Consider the following 15,863-nt stretch of genomic DNA (forward strand, 5'->3'; position numbering starts at 1 on the left):
GGCCGCTCCCGAAGGGATGCGGCCAGGCCGTTTCGGCGTGGATGCCTAGTTCGTGGCGGTGAGCTTGCCGCGGCGGATGCGCAGCTGCTGGAGGGCCTCCTCGAGGAGCGCCTCCGCCTCTTCGTCGGTGCGACGTTCCTTCACGTACGCGAGGTGCGTCTTGTACGGCTCGAGCTTCGCCACCGACGGCGGGTTCTCCTTGTCCCGCCCGGCCGGCAGCCCCGACTGCGGGCTGTCGATGACGTCGGGGATCTCCTCCTCGGGGAGGTTGGCCGCGAAGTACCGGATGGTCTCGTTGCCGAGGGCGTCCCAGTAGGACACCTTCACCCGGTCCGCGTGGAAGCCGCGGTCCTGTTCGCCCATGGGTCCTGCTCCGACGCGTGACCCGCGGATCGCACTGCCACCAGATGCCATTGTGTTCCTCCGTTAGAACCGGGGAACGGTCAGGTCGACCGTTCGCCTGTGAAAGTCGTGGGCTATGCGCCGGTCTCGAACTTGGTGATCAGGCCGAGAACGACGATGCACGCGAGCCAGAGCAACGCCAGGATGACGGTGATGCGGTTCAGGTTGCGCTCGGCCACACCGGATGCGCCGAGGTTGGACGTGACGCCGCCGCCGAACATGTCGGACAGGCCGCCACCGCGGCCCTTGTGCAGCAGGATGAGCATGGTGAGGAGGAGGCTCGTGATGCCGAGCATCACCTGCATCACTACCTGGAGAATCTCCACGAGGAACCTTTCACAGTGTGGTGGGCATGGTGCCGCACCGAAGTCTTTGGCAATTATAGCCGAGAGGCTAAACTCCGACGTGCTTCTGGAAGCGCACGATGTTGGCGAACTCGGTCAGGTCGAGGCTCGCGCCCCCGACGAGGGCACCGTCGACGTTGGGCTCCCGCATGAAGCCGAGGATGTTGTCGGCCTTCACCGACCCTCCATACAGGATGCGCGTCTTCGCGGCGACGTCCTGCCCGAGCATGTCGGCGAGGACCGCCCGCAGCTGCGCGGCGACCTGTTCGGCCTGTTCCGGTGTCGCCGCCTTCCCCGACCCGATGGCCCACACGGGCTCGTAGGCCACGACAATGTCGGCCGCTGCGTCGACGCCGGCGAGGGCGGCGCGCAACTGGGCGACGGGGACGGCGCTCGGGCCGTGCTTCTCCAGGTCGTCGGCGCTCTCACCGACGCAGATGACGGGAACCAGGTTGTGCTTGAGGGCCGCCTGCACCTTCGCCTGCACCTGGTCGTCGTCCTCGCGGTGCAGTGTGCGCCGCTCGGAGTGCCCGATGATGACGTACTGGCATTCCAGCTGCGCGAGGAACGCGCCCGAGATCTCGCCCGTGTAGGCGCCAGAGTCGTGGGCGGAGACATCCTGCGCCCCGTAGGCGAGCGGCAGCTTGTCGGCGGAGACGAGCGTCTGCACCGACCGCAGGTCGGTGAACGGCGGGAACACGGCGACCTCGACGGCGGTGAAGTCGTGGTTCGCGTCCTTCAGGCCCCAGGCCAGCTTCTGCACGAAGGCGATGGCCTGCAGGTGGTCGAGGTTCATCTTCCAGTTCCCCGCGATGAGCGGGGTTCGGTTCACTGCCATCCGAGGACCTCCAGTCCTGGCAGGCGCTTGCCCTCGAGGAACTCGAGGCTCGCACCCCCGCCCGTTGAGATGTGACCGAAGCGGTCATCGTCGAAGCCGAGGGTGCGCACCGCTGCGGCGGAGTCGCCCCCGCCGACGACGCTGAGGCCGTCGGCCTGGGTGAGCGCCTCGGCGACGGTGCGGGTGCCTTCCGCGAACGGCGCGAGCTCGAAAACGCCCATCGGACCGTTCCAGAACACCGTCTTCGACGAGCGGATGACGTCGGCGAACGCTTTCGCGCTGTCGGGGCCGATGTCGAGGCCGAGGCCCGACGACCCGAACGGGGTGTCCTCGATGGCGTCGGCCGCCGTCACGACATGCTCGGCGTCGGCGGAGAACGCGGCGGCGACGACGATGTCCGTCGGCAGCACGAGGTCGACGCCGCGGCGCTCGGCCTCGTCGAGGTAGCCGCGCACGGTGTCGAGCTGGTCGGGCTCGAGCAGGCTCGAGCCCACACTGTAGCCCTTCGCAGCGAGGAATGTGAAGACCATTCCGCCGCCGATGAGCAGCGAGTCGACGCGGGGCAGCAGGTGCCCGATCACGCCGAGCTTGTCGGAGACCTTCGAGCCGCCGAGGACGACCGTGTACGGGGACTGCGGCTTCTTCGTGAGTCGCTCGAGCACATCCAGTTCCGCGGCGATCAGCAGGCCGGCGGCGCTCGGCAGGATCTCGGCGAGGTCGTAGACGCTCGCCTGCTTGCGGTGCACGACGCCGAAGCCGTCGGACACGAGCACGTCGCCGAGGCTGCCGAGCTGCTCGGCGAACGCACGTCGTACGGCGTCGTCCTTGCTGGTCTCGCCCGCGTTGAAGCGGAGGTTCTCGAGCACGACGACCGCTCCGTCGGAGAGCCCGTCGACCGCGGCCCGCGCCGAGTCGCCGACCGTGTCGGTGGCGAACCCGACCGGGGAGCCGAGGAGCTCCCCGAGGCGGGCGGCGACGGGCGCCAGGCTGTACGCCGGGTCCGGCTCGCCGTCAGGGCGGCCGAGGTGCGAGACGACGATCACCTTGGCGCCCTGCTCGACGAGCGTGCGGAGGGTGGGAAGCGACGCCCGCACCCGGCCGTCGTCGGTGATGCGCCCGTCGTCCAGGGGGACGTTCAGGTCGCAGCGGACGATGACACGCTTGCCGGCCAGCGGCCCGAGCGATGCGATGGTGCGAAGCGTCACAGCGGTCCCCGGGTTAGAGGCGCTCGGCGACGAACTCGGTGACGTCGACGAGACGGTTGGAGTAGCCCCACTCGTTGTCGTACCACGACGCCACCTTGACCTGGTCGCCGATCACCTTGGTGAGCCCGGCGTCGAAGATCGAGGAGTGCGGGTCGCCGACGATGTCGCTGGAAACGATCGGGTCCTCGGTGTAGCTGAGGATGCCCTTGAGCGGGCCCTCGGCGGCGGCCTTGTACGCCGCGTTGACGTCGGCGACGGTCACCGGCTTCGACGCGGTGACGGTGAGGTCGGTGATGGAACCGGTGGGGACGGGCACGCGCAGGGCATAGCCGTCGAGCTTGCCGACGAGTTCCGGGATGACCAGGCCGAGGGCCTTGGCGGCACCGGTGGAGGTCGGGATGATGTTCTCGGCAGCGGCGCGCGCACGACGGAGGTCGCTGTGCGGGCCGTCCTGCAGGTTCTGGTCGGCGGTGTACGCGTGCACCGTGGTCATCAGGCCGCGCTCGATGCCGAAGTTGTCCATGAAGACCTTGGCCAGCGGCGCGAGGCAGTTGGTGGTGCAGGAGGCGTTGGAGATGACGTCCTGGGTGGCCGGGTCGTAGCTGTCCTCGTTCACGCCGAGCACGAGCGTTGCGACATTGTCACCGGTGGCCGGTGCCGAGACGATGACCTTCTTGGCGCCGGCAGCGATGTGCTTGCGCGCGTCTTCGGCCTTCGTGAAGCGGCCGGTGGACTCGATGACGATGTCCACCCCCAGCTCGCCCCACGGCAGGTTCGCGGGGTCGCGCTCTTCGAGAACCTTGATCGGCTTGCCGTTGACGATGATGGTGTCGCCCTCGAGCTCGACGGTCGCGTCGAGACGTCCGTTGATGCTGTCGTACTTGAGGAGGTGGGCGAGGGTCTTGTTGTCGGTGAGGTCGTTCACCGCGACGATTTCGAGCTCGCTGCCCTTGGCGAGGGCGGCTCGGAAGTAATTGCGGCCGATGCGGCCGAATCCGTTGATTCCGATCTTTACGGACACAGATGACTCCTGTTGCTGGATGGGCGCCGGGGGCGCGGGTTGTGGGTGTTCCGAGACGCAGCGCGGTGTCCCGCGGGATGGGCCCGCGGGACACCATCGGTTATGACAGTATCAGCAGCCCGGCGGTCTTCTCACGGGCGGTCTGGAAGCGCTGCTGCACGTTCTCCCAGTTGGCGATGTTCCAGAACGCCTTGACGTAGTCGGCACGCACGTTCTGGTAGTCGAGGTAGTAGGCGTGCTCCCACACGTCGAGCATGAACAGCGGGATGACACCGGCCGGGACGTTGCCCTGCTGGTCGTAGAGCTGGTCGATGAAGAGCCGCTGGCCGACCGAGTCCCAGGCCAGGATCGACCATCCGGAGCCCTGGACGCCCATGGCCGCTGCGGTGAAGTGCGCCTGGAACTTGTCGAACGAGCCGAAGAAGTCGTCGATCGCGCTGGCCAGCTCGCCGGTGGGCTTGTCGCCGCCGTCGGGCGACATGTTGGTCCAGAAGACCGAGTGATTGATGTGGCCGCCGAGATTGAAGGCGAGGTCCTTCTCCAGCTTGTTCACGTTCGCGAGGTTGCCGGAGTCGCGGGCCTCGGCGAGCTGTGCGAGGGCGTTGTTCGCGCCGGTGACGTACGCCTGGTGGTGCTTGTCGTGGTGGAGCTCCATGATCCGGCCGCTGATGCTCGGCTCGAGGGCCGCGTAGTCGTAGGGCAGGTCAGGCAGGGTGTATTCAGCCATTGCGTATCTCCTTGTGTTTGTCCGACATTTTCAGTCTAGTCAGCCGTCCCGGTGTCGTTCCGGGCGCCGTCACACGTCGTCGAGGTCGGCCGGCAGGTTCGCGTCGGTGCCCGGGATGCCGAGTTCGACGGCCTTCTTGTCGGCCATGGCGAGCAGGCGACGGATGCGGCCGGCCACGGCATCCTTCGTCATGGGCGGGTCGGCGTGGTGACCCAGCTCGTCGAGGCTGGAGTCCCGGAAGCCCAGGCGGAGCTCCCCCGCGTACCGCAGGTGCGGCGGCGTCTCGTCCCCGAGGATCTCCATGGCGCGTTCGACGCGCGCGCACGCGGCCACGGCGGCCTGCGCGGAACGGCGGAGGTTGGCGTCGTCGAAGTTCACCAGGCGGTTCGCGGTGGCGCGCACCTCGCGGCGTTGCCGCATCTCCTCCCAGCCCTGCACGGCCTTCTCCGCGCCCATCCGGAGCAGCATGGCGCTGATGGCGTCGCCGTCCCGGATCACGACGCGGTGCACGCCGCGCACCTCGCGGGCCTTGGCGGCGATCCCGAGGCGCCCGGCCGAACCGACCAGTGCCATGGCGGCCTCGTTCCCGGGGCAGGTCACCTCCAGTGAGGCGGAGCGGCCGGGATCGGTGAGGGAGCCCTGGGCAAGGAACGCCCCGCGCCACACCGCGGCGACCTCCTCCTTCGACCCGGTGGTCAGCCGGTTCGGAAGCCCGCGGATGGGCCGCCGACGGGCGTCGAGCAGGCCCGTCTGCCGGGCCAGGGTCTCCCCGCCGTCCATCACGCGCACCAGGTAGTGGTTCGTGCGGCGGACGCCGGAGGCGCCGAGCACCGAAACGGCGCTGCGCACCCCGTACAACTCGGCCAGGTCCTTCCGCACCCGTTGGGCGAGCACCGGCGAGTCCAGTTCCGACTCCACGGCGATGCGGCCGGAGATGATGTGCAGGCCGCCGGAGAAACGCAGGATGGTGGCCAGCTCGGCAGCCCGCACCGTGGTCTTGGACACCTCAACGCGGGAGAGTTCGTCTTTGACGTCGATGGTGAGTGCCACTGGTGGATCCATTCTGTTGAAAACTGTCGCTGCGCTACCGGTGCCGGTGCGCGCTATTCACGGCCGAGGTCGCGGTGCTTGACGCTCACGTTCACCCCGAGGTCATCGCGGATCATCGTGGCCAGCTCGCGGACCATCGCGACCGAGCGGTGACGGCCCCCCGTGCAGCCGACCGCGATCGTCGCCCGCCGCTTGTTCTCGCGCTCATACCCGGCCAGCACCGGGCGGAGGGCGGCGACGTAGTTGTCGAGGAACTCCCGGGCGCCCTCCTGCTCGAAGACGTAGTCGCTGATCTCCTCGGTGAGCCCGGTCAGGGGCCGGAGCTCGGGGATCCAGAACGGGTTCGGCAGGAATCGCACGTCGGCGACCATGTCGACATCCGTGGGGAGCCCGTACTTGAAGCCGAAGCTCATGACGGTGAGGCGGATACCCGCCTCCTCCTCGTCGGCGAACGCCTCGGCGATCGCCGTGGCGAGCTGGTGGATGTTGAGGCTGGATGTGTCGATCACCATGTCGCTGGAGGCGCGCACCTCGCTGAGCCGCGCGCGTTCGGCGGCGATGCCGTCGAGGAGCGTCCCGTCGCCCTGCAGCGGATGCGGCCGGCGCACGGCCTCGAACCGCCGCACCAGCACCTCGTCGGTGGCCTCGAGGAAGATGACGCGCACCCGGGCGCCCGTGCGCAGGGTTCCGACGATGTCCTGGAACGCACTGAAGAAGTTGCCGCCGCGGATGTCGACGACCGCCGCGATGCGCGGCAGGCTACCGGCTCGCTGGGCGAGGTCGACGAGCGGCCGCAGCATCTGCGGCGGCAGGTTGTCGACCACGTACCAGCCGAGGTCTTCGAGCGCGTTGGCGACGGTAGAGCGCCCCGCTCCGGACATCCCGGTGACGATCAGCATCTCCTGCTGTTCGTGGTCGGTCGTCATGGATGCTTCGGGCTTTCGATCGGGGCGGTCACTGCCTCCAGCCTAGCCAGCCTTGGAGGCAGTGGCATGCACATGCTGGTGAATGGTGGCGGCCAGCACCGGGCCGATGCCGTTCACCTGGCCGATCTCGTCGACGCCGGCCTGCTTCAGCCGCGACACCGACCCGAAGTGGCGCAGCAGTTGCTTCACCCGCGCGGGCCCGAGCCCCGGCACCTCGGACAGCACGGTGGAGATATCGCGCTTGCGGCGGGTGCGCTGGTGGGCGATGGCGAAGCGGTGCGCCTCGTCGCGAATGCGCTGCATGAGGAACAGCGCCTCGCTGTTGCGCGGCAGGATCACCGGGTAGTCGGAGTCGGGGAGCCAGATCTCCTCGAGCCGCTTCGCGATGCCGCACAGCGCGATGTCGGTGATGCCGGAGTCGGCGAGGGCGCGGGCCGCGGCCGCGACCTGCGGCTGCCCGCCGTCGACGATCAGGAGGTTGGGGCGGTACCGGAACTTGGTGCGTCGTTCCTCGCCGGCGGCATCCGTTTCACCGAGCTCGGGTTTCAGGTAGGCGAGGCGGCGCATGAGCGTGCGGTACAGGGAGTCGGTGTCGTCCGTCGACTCCGGGATCGTGAAGCGCCGGTACTCGTCCTTGCGGGCGAGGCCGTCTTCGAACACAACCATGGAGGCGACGATGTTCGTGCCGCCGAGGTGCGACACGTCGTAGCACTCCATGCGCAACGGGGCCGACGGCATCTCGAGCGCCTCCTGGATGTCCTCCAGGGCCTTGCTGCGGGCCACGAAGTCGGAGCTGCGCCGGGTCTTGTAGAGCATGAGGGCGTGCTTCGCGTTCTGGTTCGCCGTCTCCAGCAGCGCCGCCTTCTCGCCGCGCTGCGCCGCGACGAGGCGCACCTTGCGGTTGCCGATGCTGCCCAGCCAGTCCTGCAGGGCGTCGACGTCGTCGGGCAGTTCCGGCAGCACCACCTCGCGCGGCGGCCGGCCGTCATGGTCGTATGCGGACTTCATGATCGAATCGACCAGTTCGTCGGTGGAGAGGTCGAGTTCCTTGTCCACGATCCAGCTGCGCACACCGCGCACCCGGCCGCCGCGGACGATGAACTGCTGCACCGCGGCCGCCAGCTCATCCTGGTCAATGCCGAACAGGTCGATGTCCACCGTGTCGCGGAGCACCACGGCGCTCTTCTCCAGGACGGCGTCGAGCGCCATCACCTGGTCGCGGCGCTTGGCGGCGAGCTCGTAGTCCTGCTCTGCTGCGGCAGCCTTCATCTCGGCGGTGAGCATGTTGATGAGCTTGCGGTCCTGGCTCGTCATGAAGCTGACGAACTGGTTGACCGTCGCCCGGTGCTCCTCGATGCTCACCTTGTGGGAGCACGGCCCGAAGCAGCGGCCGATCTGGCTCGCGAAACACGGCTTGCCGCTCTGCATGGCGCGCTTGTAGTTGGCGTTCGAGCAGGTGCGGATCGGGAACGCCTTGAGCATGAGGTCCATGGTCTCGTGCACGGCCCACACCTTGGGGTACGGCCCGAAGTAGCGGGCGCCGCGGATGCCGGTGGTGCGGGTCACGAGGACGCGCGGCGCTTCGTCGGCGAGCGTGACCGCCAGGTACGGGTAGGACTTGTCGTCCTTGAACTGCACGTTGAACGGCGGGTCGAACTCGTTGATCCAGGTCCACTCCAGCTGCAGCGCCTCCACCTCCGTGCCGACGACCGTCCACTCGACACTCGCGGCGGTGGTCACCATGCGCCGGGTGCGCTCGTGGAGGTTGTGCAGGGGCGCGAAGTAGTTGCTGAGGCGGGCGCGCAGGTTCTTCGCCTTGCCGACGTACAGCACCCGGCCGGTGGCGTCACGGAACCGGTACACTCCCGGGCTCGTCGGGATCTCGCCCGTCCTGGGGCGGTAGCTCAGCATGTCTGACATGGTGCTTCGCGGGTCAGTCGGCCGCGAGTATCTCCTTCAGGAACGTGCCGGTGTGGCTGCCTGGCGCCTGGGCGACCTGCTCGGGCGTGCCGGTGGCGACGATGGTGCCTCCGCCCGAACCGCCCTCCGGGCCGAGGTCGATGACCCAGTCGGACGACTTGATGACGTCGAGGTTGTGCTCGATGACCACCACGGTGTTGCCCTTGTCGACGAGGCCGTTCAGGACCAGCAACAGTTTACGCACGTCTTCGAAGTGCAGGCCGGTGGTCGGTTCGTCGAGCACGTAGACGCTCCGGCCGTTGGAGCGTCGCTGCAGTTCGGTCGCGAGCTTCACGCGCTGTGCCTCACCGCCGGAGAGGGTGGTGGCGCTCTGCCCGAGCCGCACGTAGCCGAGCCCCACTTCGACGAGCGTCTTCAGGTAGCGGTGGATCGCGGAGATCGGCTCGAAGAACTCGGCCGCCTCGCTGATCGGCATCTCCAGCACTTCGGCGATGTTCTTGCCCTTGTAGTGCACGGCGAGGGTATCGCGGTTGTACCGCGCTCCCCCGCACACCTCGCAGGCGACGTAGACGTCGGGCAGGAAGTTCATCTCGATCTTGATGGTGCCGTCACCCGAGCAGGCCTCGCAGCGGCCGCCCTTGACGTTGAAGCTGAACCGCCCGGGCAGGTATCCGCGCGCCTTCGCCTCGAGCGTGTCGGCGAACAGGGTGCGGATGCGGTCGAAGACGCCCGTGTACGTTGCGGGGTTCGACCGCGGGGTGCGGCCGATGGGCGCCTGGTCGACGTGGATGACCTTGTCGAGATGGTCGAGTCCGGTGACCCGGCTGTGTTTGCCGGGCAGCTTGCGGGCGCCGTTGAGCTGGTTGGCGAGCACCCGGTACAGGATGTCGTTGACGAGCGACGACTTGCCCGACCCGCTGACGCCAGTCACCGAGGTGAAGACGCCGAGCGGGAAGTCCACCGTGACGTTCTGGAGGTTGTTGGCCGAGGCGCCCTTGACCGTGATCATGCGGCCCGGGTCGATGGAGCGCCGGGTCGAGGGCGTCTCGATGGACTTGCGGCCGGAGAGGTAGTCGCCCGTGAGCGAGGCCGTGTCGGCGATGAGCTCGGCGTACGGGCCGGAGTGCACCACGGTGCCGCCGTTCACGCCCGCTCCGGGCCCGATGTCGACGATCCAGTCCGCCGTGCGGATGGTGTCTTCGTCGTGCTCCACGACGATGAGGGTGTTGCCGAGGTCACGCAGGGCGACGAGGGTCTCGATGAGGCGGCGGTTGTCGCGCTGGTGCAGGCCGATGCTGGGCTCGTCGAGCACGTAGAGCACCCCGGTGAGGCCCGAGCCGATCTGGGTGGCCAGGCGGATGCGCTGCGCCTCGCCGCCGGAGAGCGTGCCGGCGGAGCGGGCGAGGTTGAGGTAGGTGAGCCCCACCCGGATGAGGAAGTCGAGGCGCACCTTGATCTCGCGCAGCACCTGCGCTGCGATGGCGCTCTCCCGGTCGGTGAGCCGCAGCTGGTCCATGAACCCGCGGGCGTCGCTCAGGCTCAGCTCGCACACGTCGGCGATGCTCACGCCGTGCACGAGAACGGCGAGGACCTCGGGCTTCAGTCGCTTGCCGTCGCAGACCGGGCAGTTGACCTCGCGGAGGTACTCCCCCCAGCGCTGGCGCTGGCTGTCGGTCTCCGCCTGCAGGTACTGCCGCTCGATGTACGGGACGACGCCCTCGAACCCGGACGTGTAGGTCATCTCCCGCCCGTAGCGGTTCTTCCACTTGACCTTCACCTCGAAGTTGTCGCCGCGGAGCACGGCGTGGCGCACCTCATCGCTGAGCTCCTCCCACGGGGTGCTGAGCGAGAAGCCGAGGTCGCGGGAGAGGCCCTCGAGGAGCTTCTCGTAGTACTGGAACAGGCCCTTGCCCTGCGTGGTCCAGGGGACGATGACGCCCTCGGCGATGCTGAGGCTCGGGTCGGCCAGCAGCAGGTCCTGGTCCACCGACATGCGGGTGCCGAGGCCGGAGCACTCCGGGCACGCTCCGAATGGCGCATTGAACGAGAAGGTTCGCGGTTCGATCTCGGTGAGCTGCACCGGGTGATTGTTGGGGCAGGAGAGCTTCTCGGAGTAGGTCTGCCAGGCGGCGGTGCCCTCCGCGTCGACGTAGTTGACCTGCGCGAGGCCGTCGGCGAGTTTGAGGGCGGTCTCGAGCGAGTCGGTGAGCCGGCTGAGGATGTCGGGTGAGGCCACGAGACGGTCGACGACGACCGAGATGTCGTGCTTCACCTGCTTCTTCAGCGTGGGCGGTTCGCTCAGCTGCACGGTGACGCCGTCGACCATGGCCCGGGAATACCCCGACGCGGCCAGCTCCTTGAACAGGTCGACGAATTCACCCTTCTTCTTCGATACCAGCGGGGCGAGGATCTGGTAGCGCGTGCCGGCCGGCAGCTCCATGAGCTGGTCGGCGATCTGCTGCACGGTCTGCGACTGGATGACCTCGCCGCAGATGGCGCAGTGCGGCACGCCGATGCGTGCCCAGAGCAGGCGCAGGTAGTCGTAGATCTCGGTGATGGTGCCGACGGTGGAGCGCGGGTTGCGGTTGGTGGACTTCTGGTCGATCGACACGGCCGGGCTCAGGCCCTCGATGAAGTCGACGTCGGGGCGGTCCACCTGGCCGAGGAACTGCCGGGCGTACGCGGACAGCGATTCCACGTAACGGCGCTGGCCCTCCGCGAAGATGGTGTCGAAGGCGAGGGACGACTTGCCGGAGCCGGAGAGGCCGGTGAAGACGACGAGGGAGTCCCGCGGGATCTCCAGGTCGATGTTCCGGAGGTTGTGAACGCGGGCCCCGCGGACGCTCAGAGTGGACTCGGACTCGACCTTTGCAATTGACACCAAATGAGTCTATGCAGACCCTCCGCCATCCATTGACCGATCGCGCATGCTATCAGCGAACGCCGCCGACGGGGTTGACGTGCCCGGCGCGTTCCATGGTGCGGAGCTCGCGCTTGAGCTCGCTGACCTCGTCGCGGAGGCGCGCGGCCAGCTCGAACTTGAGTTCGCCCGCGGCCTCCAGCATCTGCCCGTTCAGGTCGGCGATCAGCGATTCGAGGTCGTTCGCGCCGTTGGCGGCGAGCCCCTGCCGCCGCAGGTTTGGCGTGGGGCTCTTCTTGCCCCGGTCGCGGCCGGCGAGGAGCGCGGCCGTGTCGGCCTCCTCCCGGGCGAGGATGTCGGTGATGTCGGCGATCTTCTTGCGCAGCGGCGTCGGGTCGATGCCGTGCTCGGCGTTGTAGGCGATCTGCTTGTCGCGGCGCCGGTTGGTCTCCTCGATCGCCAGCGCCATCGAGGGGGTGAGCCGGTCGGCGTACATGTGCACCTGGCCGGAGACGTTGCGGGCCGCACGGCCGATGGTCTGGATCAGCGACGTGGATGAGCGCAGGAAGCCCTCCTTGTCGGCGTCGAGGATCGCCACGAGCGAGACCTCGGGAAGGTCGAGGCCTTCCCGCAGCAGGTTGATGCCCACCAGCACGTCGAAGACGCCGGCGCGCAGCTCGGAGAGCAGCTCGACGCGGCGGAGCGTGTCGACGTCGGAGTGCAGGTAGCGCACGCGCACGCCCGCCTCGGTGAGGAAGTCGGTGAGCTCCTCAGCCATCTTCTTGGTGAGGGTCGTGACGAGCACCCGCTCGTTGCGCTCGACCCGCGCCCGGATCTGCTCGAGCAGGTCGTCGATCTGCCCCTCGGTGGGCCGCACCTGAATCTCGGGGTCGATGAGGCCGGTGGGCCGGATGATCTGCTCGACGACGCCGTCGGCGATGCCGAGCTCGTACTTGCCCGGCGTCGCCGACAGGTACACGGTCTGGCCGACCCGGTCTTTGAACTCGTTGAACTTCAGCGGCCGGTTGTCGAGGGCGCTCGGCAGCCGGAAGCCGTGGTCGACGAGGGTGCGCTTGCGGGAGGAGTCGCCCTCGTACATCGCCCCGATCTGCGGCACGGTGACGTGCGACTCGTCGATGACGACCAGGAAGTCGTCGGGAAAGTAGTCGAGCAGGCAGTGCGGCGCCTCGCCGGGGTTCCGCCCGTCGATGTGCCGGGAGTAGTTCTCGATGCCGGAGCAGAACCCGATCTGTTCCATCATCTCCAGGTCGAACATGGTGCGCATGCGCAACCGCTGCGCCTCGAGCAGCTTGCCCTCGCGCTCGAGTTGGGCGAGCCTTTCATCGAGCTCGGCCTGGATGGTGCCCATGGCCCGGTGCATCACATCGGTGCTGGCGACGTAGTGGGAGCCGGGGAACACCGAGACCGCGTCGAGCTTGCGGACGATGTCGCCGGTGAGCGGATGCAGGCTGTACAGCGCCTCGATCTCGTCACCGAACATCTCGATGCGGATCGCCAGTTCTTCGTACATGGGGATGATCTCGATGGTGTCGCCGCGCACCCGGAAGTTGCCGCGGGAGAAATCGATGTCGTTGCGCTGGTACTGCATGGAGACGAACTTGCGGATCAGCCAGTCCCGGTCGACGCGCTGCCCCACCTGGAGCGGCATCATCGCCTCCAGGTAGCCCTCGGGCGTGCCGAGGCCGTAGATGCAGGAGACCGTGGAGACGACGACGACGTCGCGGCGGCTCAGCAGTGAATTGGTCGTGGAGTGCCGCAGCCGCTCGACCTCGGCGTTGATCGAGCTGTCTTTCTCGATGAAGGTGTCGGTCTGCGGCACGTAGGCCTCGGGCTGGTAGTAGTCGTAGTACGAGACGAAGTACTCGACGGCGTTGTTCGGCATGAGTTCGCGGAACTCGGTGGCGAGCTGCGCGGCGAGGGTCTTGTTGTGGGCGAGCACGAGGGTGGGCCGCTGCACCGCTTCGATGAGCCACGCGGTGGTCGCCGACTTGCCTGTTCCCGTGGCGCCGAGCAGCACGACATCCGTCTCGCCGGCGTTGATGCGGCCGGCCAGCGCTTCGATCGCGGCCGGCTGGTCGCCGCTCGGCGAGTATTCGCTCACTACCTCGAACGGGTGCACGGCACGGGTGGCTTCCATGACCACCAGTTTACGGAGCGCCCCTGACAACGCGCTCCCAGAGGGCATCTGCCTGCGAGGCGGTCTGCTCGATGCTGCCGTCGGTGTCGATCACGACGTCGGCGATCGCGAGCCGCTCCGCGTCGGCCGCCTGCGACCCGAGCCGACGGGCGGCATCCGCTTCGCTGAACCCGCGTAGACGGATGAGGCGCTCACGTCGCACCGATTCGTCGGCGTGCGCGACGACGACGAGGTCGAACGGATGGTCGACGGCGGCTTCCACAAGCAGGGGCACGTCGTAGACGACGACGGCGTCGGGGTTCGCCTGCTCCGCCTCGGCGATGAGCCGCCGGGTGAGGGCGCGCACCGCCGGGTGCACGATGGCGTTCAGCGTGGCCAGCTGTTCGGGATGCCCGAAGACGCGCTGGCCGAGCGCCGCGCGGTCGAGTGTGCCGTCGGGGGCGATCACGTCGTCGCCGAAAGCGGAGCGGATGCGGGCAAGTCCCTCGGTGCCGGGTTCGACCACCTCGCGGGCCAGCCGGTCGGCGTCGATGTGCACGGCGCCCTGCTCGGCCAGGCGGCGGGCGATGGTGCTCTTGCCCGAGGCGATGCCGCCGGTCAGTCCGATCAGGTACACGCCTGCCATGCTACTGGCCGCCCAGCCTCCCGCGACCTCGCCCGTGCGGGGATTCCGCCGCCCTTCCCCTGCCGAGGCGGCAGTTTGCCCGCACCCGCGGCAGCGCATGCCCGCCGGTGCGGGGTTTCCGCCGTCTCCCACGTGTGGGGGCGGCAGTTTGCCCGCACCGACGAGGGTATGGGAGGAGGGCGCGCCCGACGCCGCGCGATAGACGACGAATGGCCGGACCCCGTGGGGCCCGGCCATCCGTGGTACTGCGGTGGAACCTAGTTGCCGGAGAGCTTCTCGCGCAGTGCGGCGAGGGCCTCGTCGTCGGCCAGGGTGCCGGCTCCGGCGGTCTCGCCGGAGTAGTTGGCACCGGTGCCGGTGGCGGCGCCGACCGAGATGAGCTCGTCGTTCGCCGACGCGACCTGCTTCTTGTGCGCCTCCCAGCGAGCCTGGGCGGCAGCGTAGTCCTGCTCCCACTTCTCGCGCTGGGCCTCGAAGCCCTCGCGCCACTCGTTGGTCTCCGGGTCGAAGCCCTCGGGGTACTTGTAGTTGCCCTGCTCGTCGTACTCGGTGAGCATGCCGTAGAGCGCCGGGTCGAACTCGGTGCCCTCGGGGTCGACACCCTCGTTGGCCTGCTTGAGGCTGAGCGAGATGCGGCGGCGGTCGAGGTCGATGTCGATGACCTTCACGAACACCTCGTCACCGACGGAGACGACCTGCTCGGCCAGCTCGACGTGCTTGCCGGAGAGCTCGGAGATGTGCACGAGGCCCTCGATGCCGTCGGCGACGCGAACGAACGCACCGAACGGAACCAGCTTCGTGACCTTGCCCGGTGCGACCTGCCCGATGGCGTGGGTGCGGGCGAAGACCTGCCAGGGGTCTTCCTGCGTGGCCTTGAGCGACAGCGACACGCGCTCGCGGTCCAGGTCCACCTCGAGGATCTCGACGGTGACTTCCTGGCCCACCTCGACGACCTCGCTGGCGTGCTCGATGTGCTTCCAGCTGAGTTCGGAGACGTGGACGAGGCCGTCGACGCCGCCGAGGTCGACGAACGCACCGAAGTTGACGATCGAGGAGACGACGCCCTTGCGGACCTGCCCCTTGTGCAGGTTGTTGAGGAACGTGGTGCGGCTCTCGGACTGGGTCTGCTCCAGCAGGGCGCGACGCGACAGCACGACGTTGTTGCGGTTCTTGTCGAGCTCGAGGATCTTCGCCTCGATCTCCTGGCCCAGGTACGGGGTCAGGTCGCGCACGCGGCGCAGCTCGATGAGCGAGGCCGGGAGGAAGCCGCGGAGTCCGATGTCGACGATCAGGCCGCCCTTGACGACCTCGATGACCGTGCCGGTGACCACACCGTCGGCGTCCTTGATCTTCTCGACGTCGCCCCAGGCGCGCTCGTACTGCGCGCGCTTCTTGGAGAGGATCAGGCGGCCTTCTTTGTCTTCCTTCTGGAGGACAAGTGCCTCGACCAGGTCGCCGACCTTGACGACCTCAGTGGGGTCGACATCGTGCTTGATGGAAAGTTCGCGGGAGGGGATGACACCCTCGGTCTTGTAACCCACGTCGAGGAGGACCTCGTCGCGGTCGATCTTCACGACGGTGCCTTCAATGAGGTCTCCGTCGTTGAAGAATTTCAGAGTCTTTTCGACCGCGGCAAGAAAGTCTTCAGCAGATCCGATGTCGTTGATGGCGACCTGCTTGGGTGCCTTTTCGGTCGTTGCGATTGTCATGTAGTGGTTGCTCCAGTATGGACAAATTCAGGCCCGCGCAGCAAGAGACCTGTATCGAACAAGCAGCTTGTGGTTCCG

At 68.0% G+C, this 15,863-nt stretch carries 13 protein-coding genes; all 13 read right to left on the bottom strand.

Annotation, left to right across the window (positions count from 1 at the left end):
- Positions 1 to 45: 45 nt before the first annotated feature.
- The 13 genes from EEJ31_RS03665 to rpsA all read right to left on the bottom strand — a co-directional run bounded on the left by EEJ31_RS03665 (position 46) and on the right by rpsA (position 15,785).
- Positions 46 to 414, bottom strand: coding sequence for an RNA polymerase-binding protein RbpA (locus EEJ31_RS03665; protein WP_123044942.1), 369 nt, complete (start codon positions 412 to 414; stop codon positions 46 to 48).
- 62 nt (positions 415 to 476) lie between these two features.
- A complete protein-coding gene (gene secG, locus EEJ31_RS03670) occupies positions 477 to 728 on the bottom strand; it encodes a preprotein translocase subunit SecG (protein ID WP_123044943.1) in 252 nt (83 codons plus the stop codon).
- Positions 729 to 795: 67 nt separating this feature from the next.
- Positions 796 to 1,584 (bottom strand): triose-phosphate isomerase, encoded by a 789-nt coding sequence (gene tpiA / locus EEJ31_RS03675; RefSeq protein ID WP_123044944.1) that lies wholly within the window; start codon positions 1,582 to 1,584, stop codon positions 796 to 798.
- A complete protein-coding gene (locus EEJ31_RS03680; RefSeq protein ID WP_123044945.1) occupies positions 1,575 to 2,789 on the bottom strand; it encodes a phosphoglycerate kinase in 1,215 nt (404 codons plus the stop codon). The genes tpiA and EEJ31_RS03680 overlap by 10 nt, the downstream gene beginning before the upstream one ends.
- 13 nt (positions 2,790 to 2,802) lie before the next feature.
- The gene (gene gap / locus EEJ31_RS03685) at positions 2,803 to 3,810 is read right to left on the bottom strand and encodes a type I glyceraldehyde-3-phosphate dehydrogenase (RefSeq protein ID WP_123044946.1); all 1,008 of its coding nucleotides are present in this window, start codon (positions 3,808 to 3,810) and stop codon (positions 2,803 to 2,805) included.
- A gap of 100 nt (positions 3,811 to 3,910) precedes the next feature.
- Entirely contained in the window at positions 3,911 to 4,537 is a 627-nt protein-coding gene (locus EEJ31_RS03690) for a superoxide dismutase (RefSeq protein WP_123044947.1), read from the bottom strand.
- 69 nt (positions 4,538 to 4,606) lie between these two features.
- On the bottom strand, positions 4,607 to 5,587 hold the full coding sequence (whiA, locus tag EEJ31_RS03695; RefSeq protein WP_123044948.1) for a DNA-binding protein WhiA: 981 nt from the start codon (positions 5,585 to 5,587) through the stop codon (positions 4,607 to 4,609).
- A 53-nt stretch (positions 5,588 to 5,640) separates the two neighbouring features.
- Positions 5,641 to 6,513, bottom strand: a complete 873-nt coding sequence (gene rapZ / locus EEJ31_RS03700; RefSeq protein ID WP_123044949.1) for an RNase adapter RapZ — start codon at positions 6,511 to 6,513, stop codon at positions 5,641 to 5,643.
- A 42-nt stretch (positions 6,514 to 6,555) separates the two neighbouring features.
- The gene (uvrC, locus tag EEJ31_RS03705) at positions 6,556 to 8,433 is read right to left on the bottom strand and encodes an excinuclease ABC subunit UvrC (protein WP_123044950.1); all 1,878 of its coding nucleotides are present in this window, start codon (positions 8,431 to 8,433) and stop codon (positions 6,556 to 6,558) included.
- A gap of 13 nt (positions 8,434 to 8,446) precedes the next feature.
- Positions 8,447 to 11,314 carry an excinuclease ABC subunit UvrA gene (gene uvrA / locus EEJ31_RS03710; protein ID WP_123044951.1) on the bottom strand — a complete coding sequence of 956 codons (2,868 nt, stop codon included), beginning with the start codon at positions 11,312 to 11,314 and terminating at the stop codon, positions 8,447 to 8,449.
- 52 nt (positions 11,315 to 11,366) lie between these two features.
- Positions 11,367 to 13,451, bottom strand: coding sequence for an excinuclease ABC subunit UvrB (gene uvrB, locus EEJ31_RS03715; protein WP_123044952.1), 2,085 nt, complete (start codon positions 13,449 to 13,451; stop codon positions 11,367 to 11,369).
- Between the two features lie 10 nt (positions 13,452 to 13,461).
- Positions 13,462 to 14,067, bottom strand: a complete 606-nt coding sequence (gene coaE / locus EEJ31_RS03720) for a dephospho-CoA kinase (RefSeq protein WP_123045050.1) — start codon at positions 14,065 to 14,067, stop codon at positions 13,462 to 13,464.
- A 266-nt stretch (positions 14,068 to 14,333) separates the two neighbouring features.
- Positions 14,334 to 15,785 carry a 30S ribosomal protein S1 gene (rpsA, locus tag EEJ31_RS03725; RefSeq protein WP_123044953.1) on the bottom strand — a complete coding sequence of 484 codons (1,452 nt, stop codon included), beginning with the start codon at positions 15,783 to 15,785 and terminating at the stop codon, positions 14,334 to 14,336.
- Positions 15,786 to 15,863: the final 78 nt, after the last annotated feature.

Source organism: Cryobacterium tepidiphilum, from assembly GCF_003716325.1.
Lineage (GTDB): Bacteria > Actinomycetota > Actinomycetes > Actinomycetales > Microbacteriaceae > Cryobacterium > Cryobacterium tepidiphilum.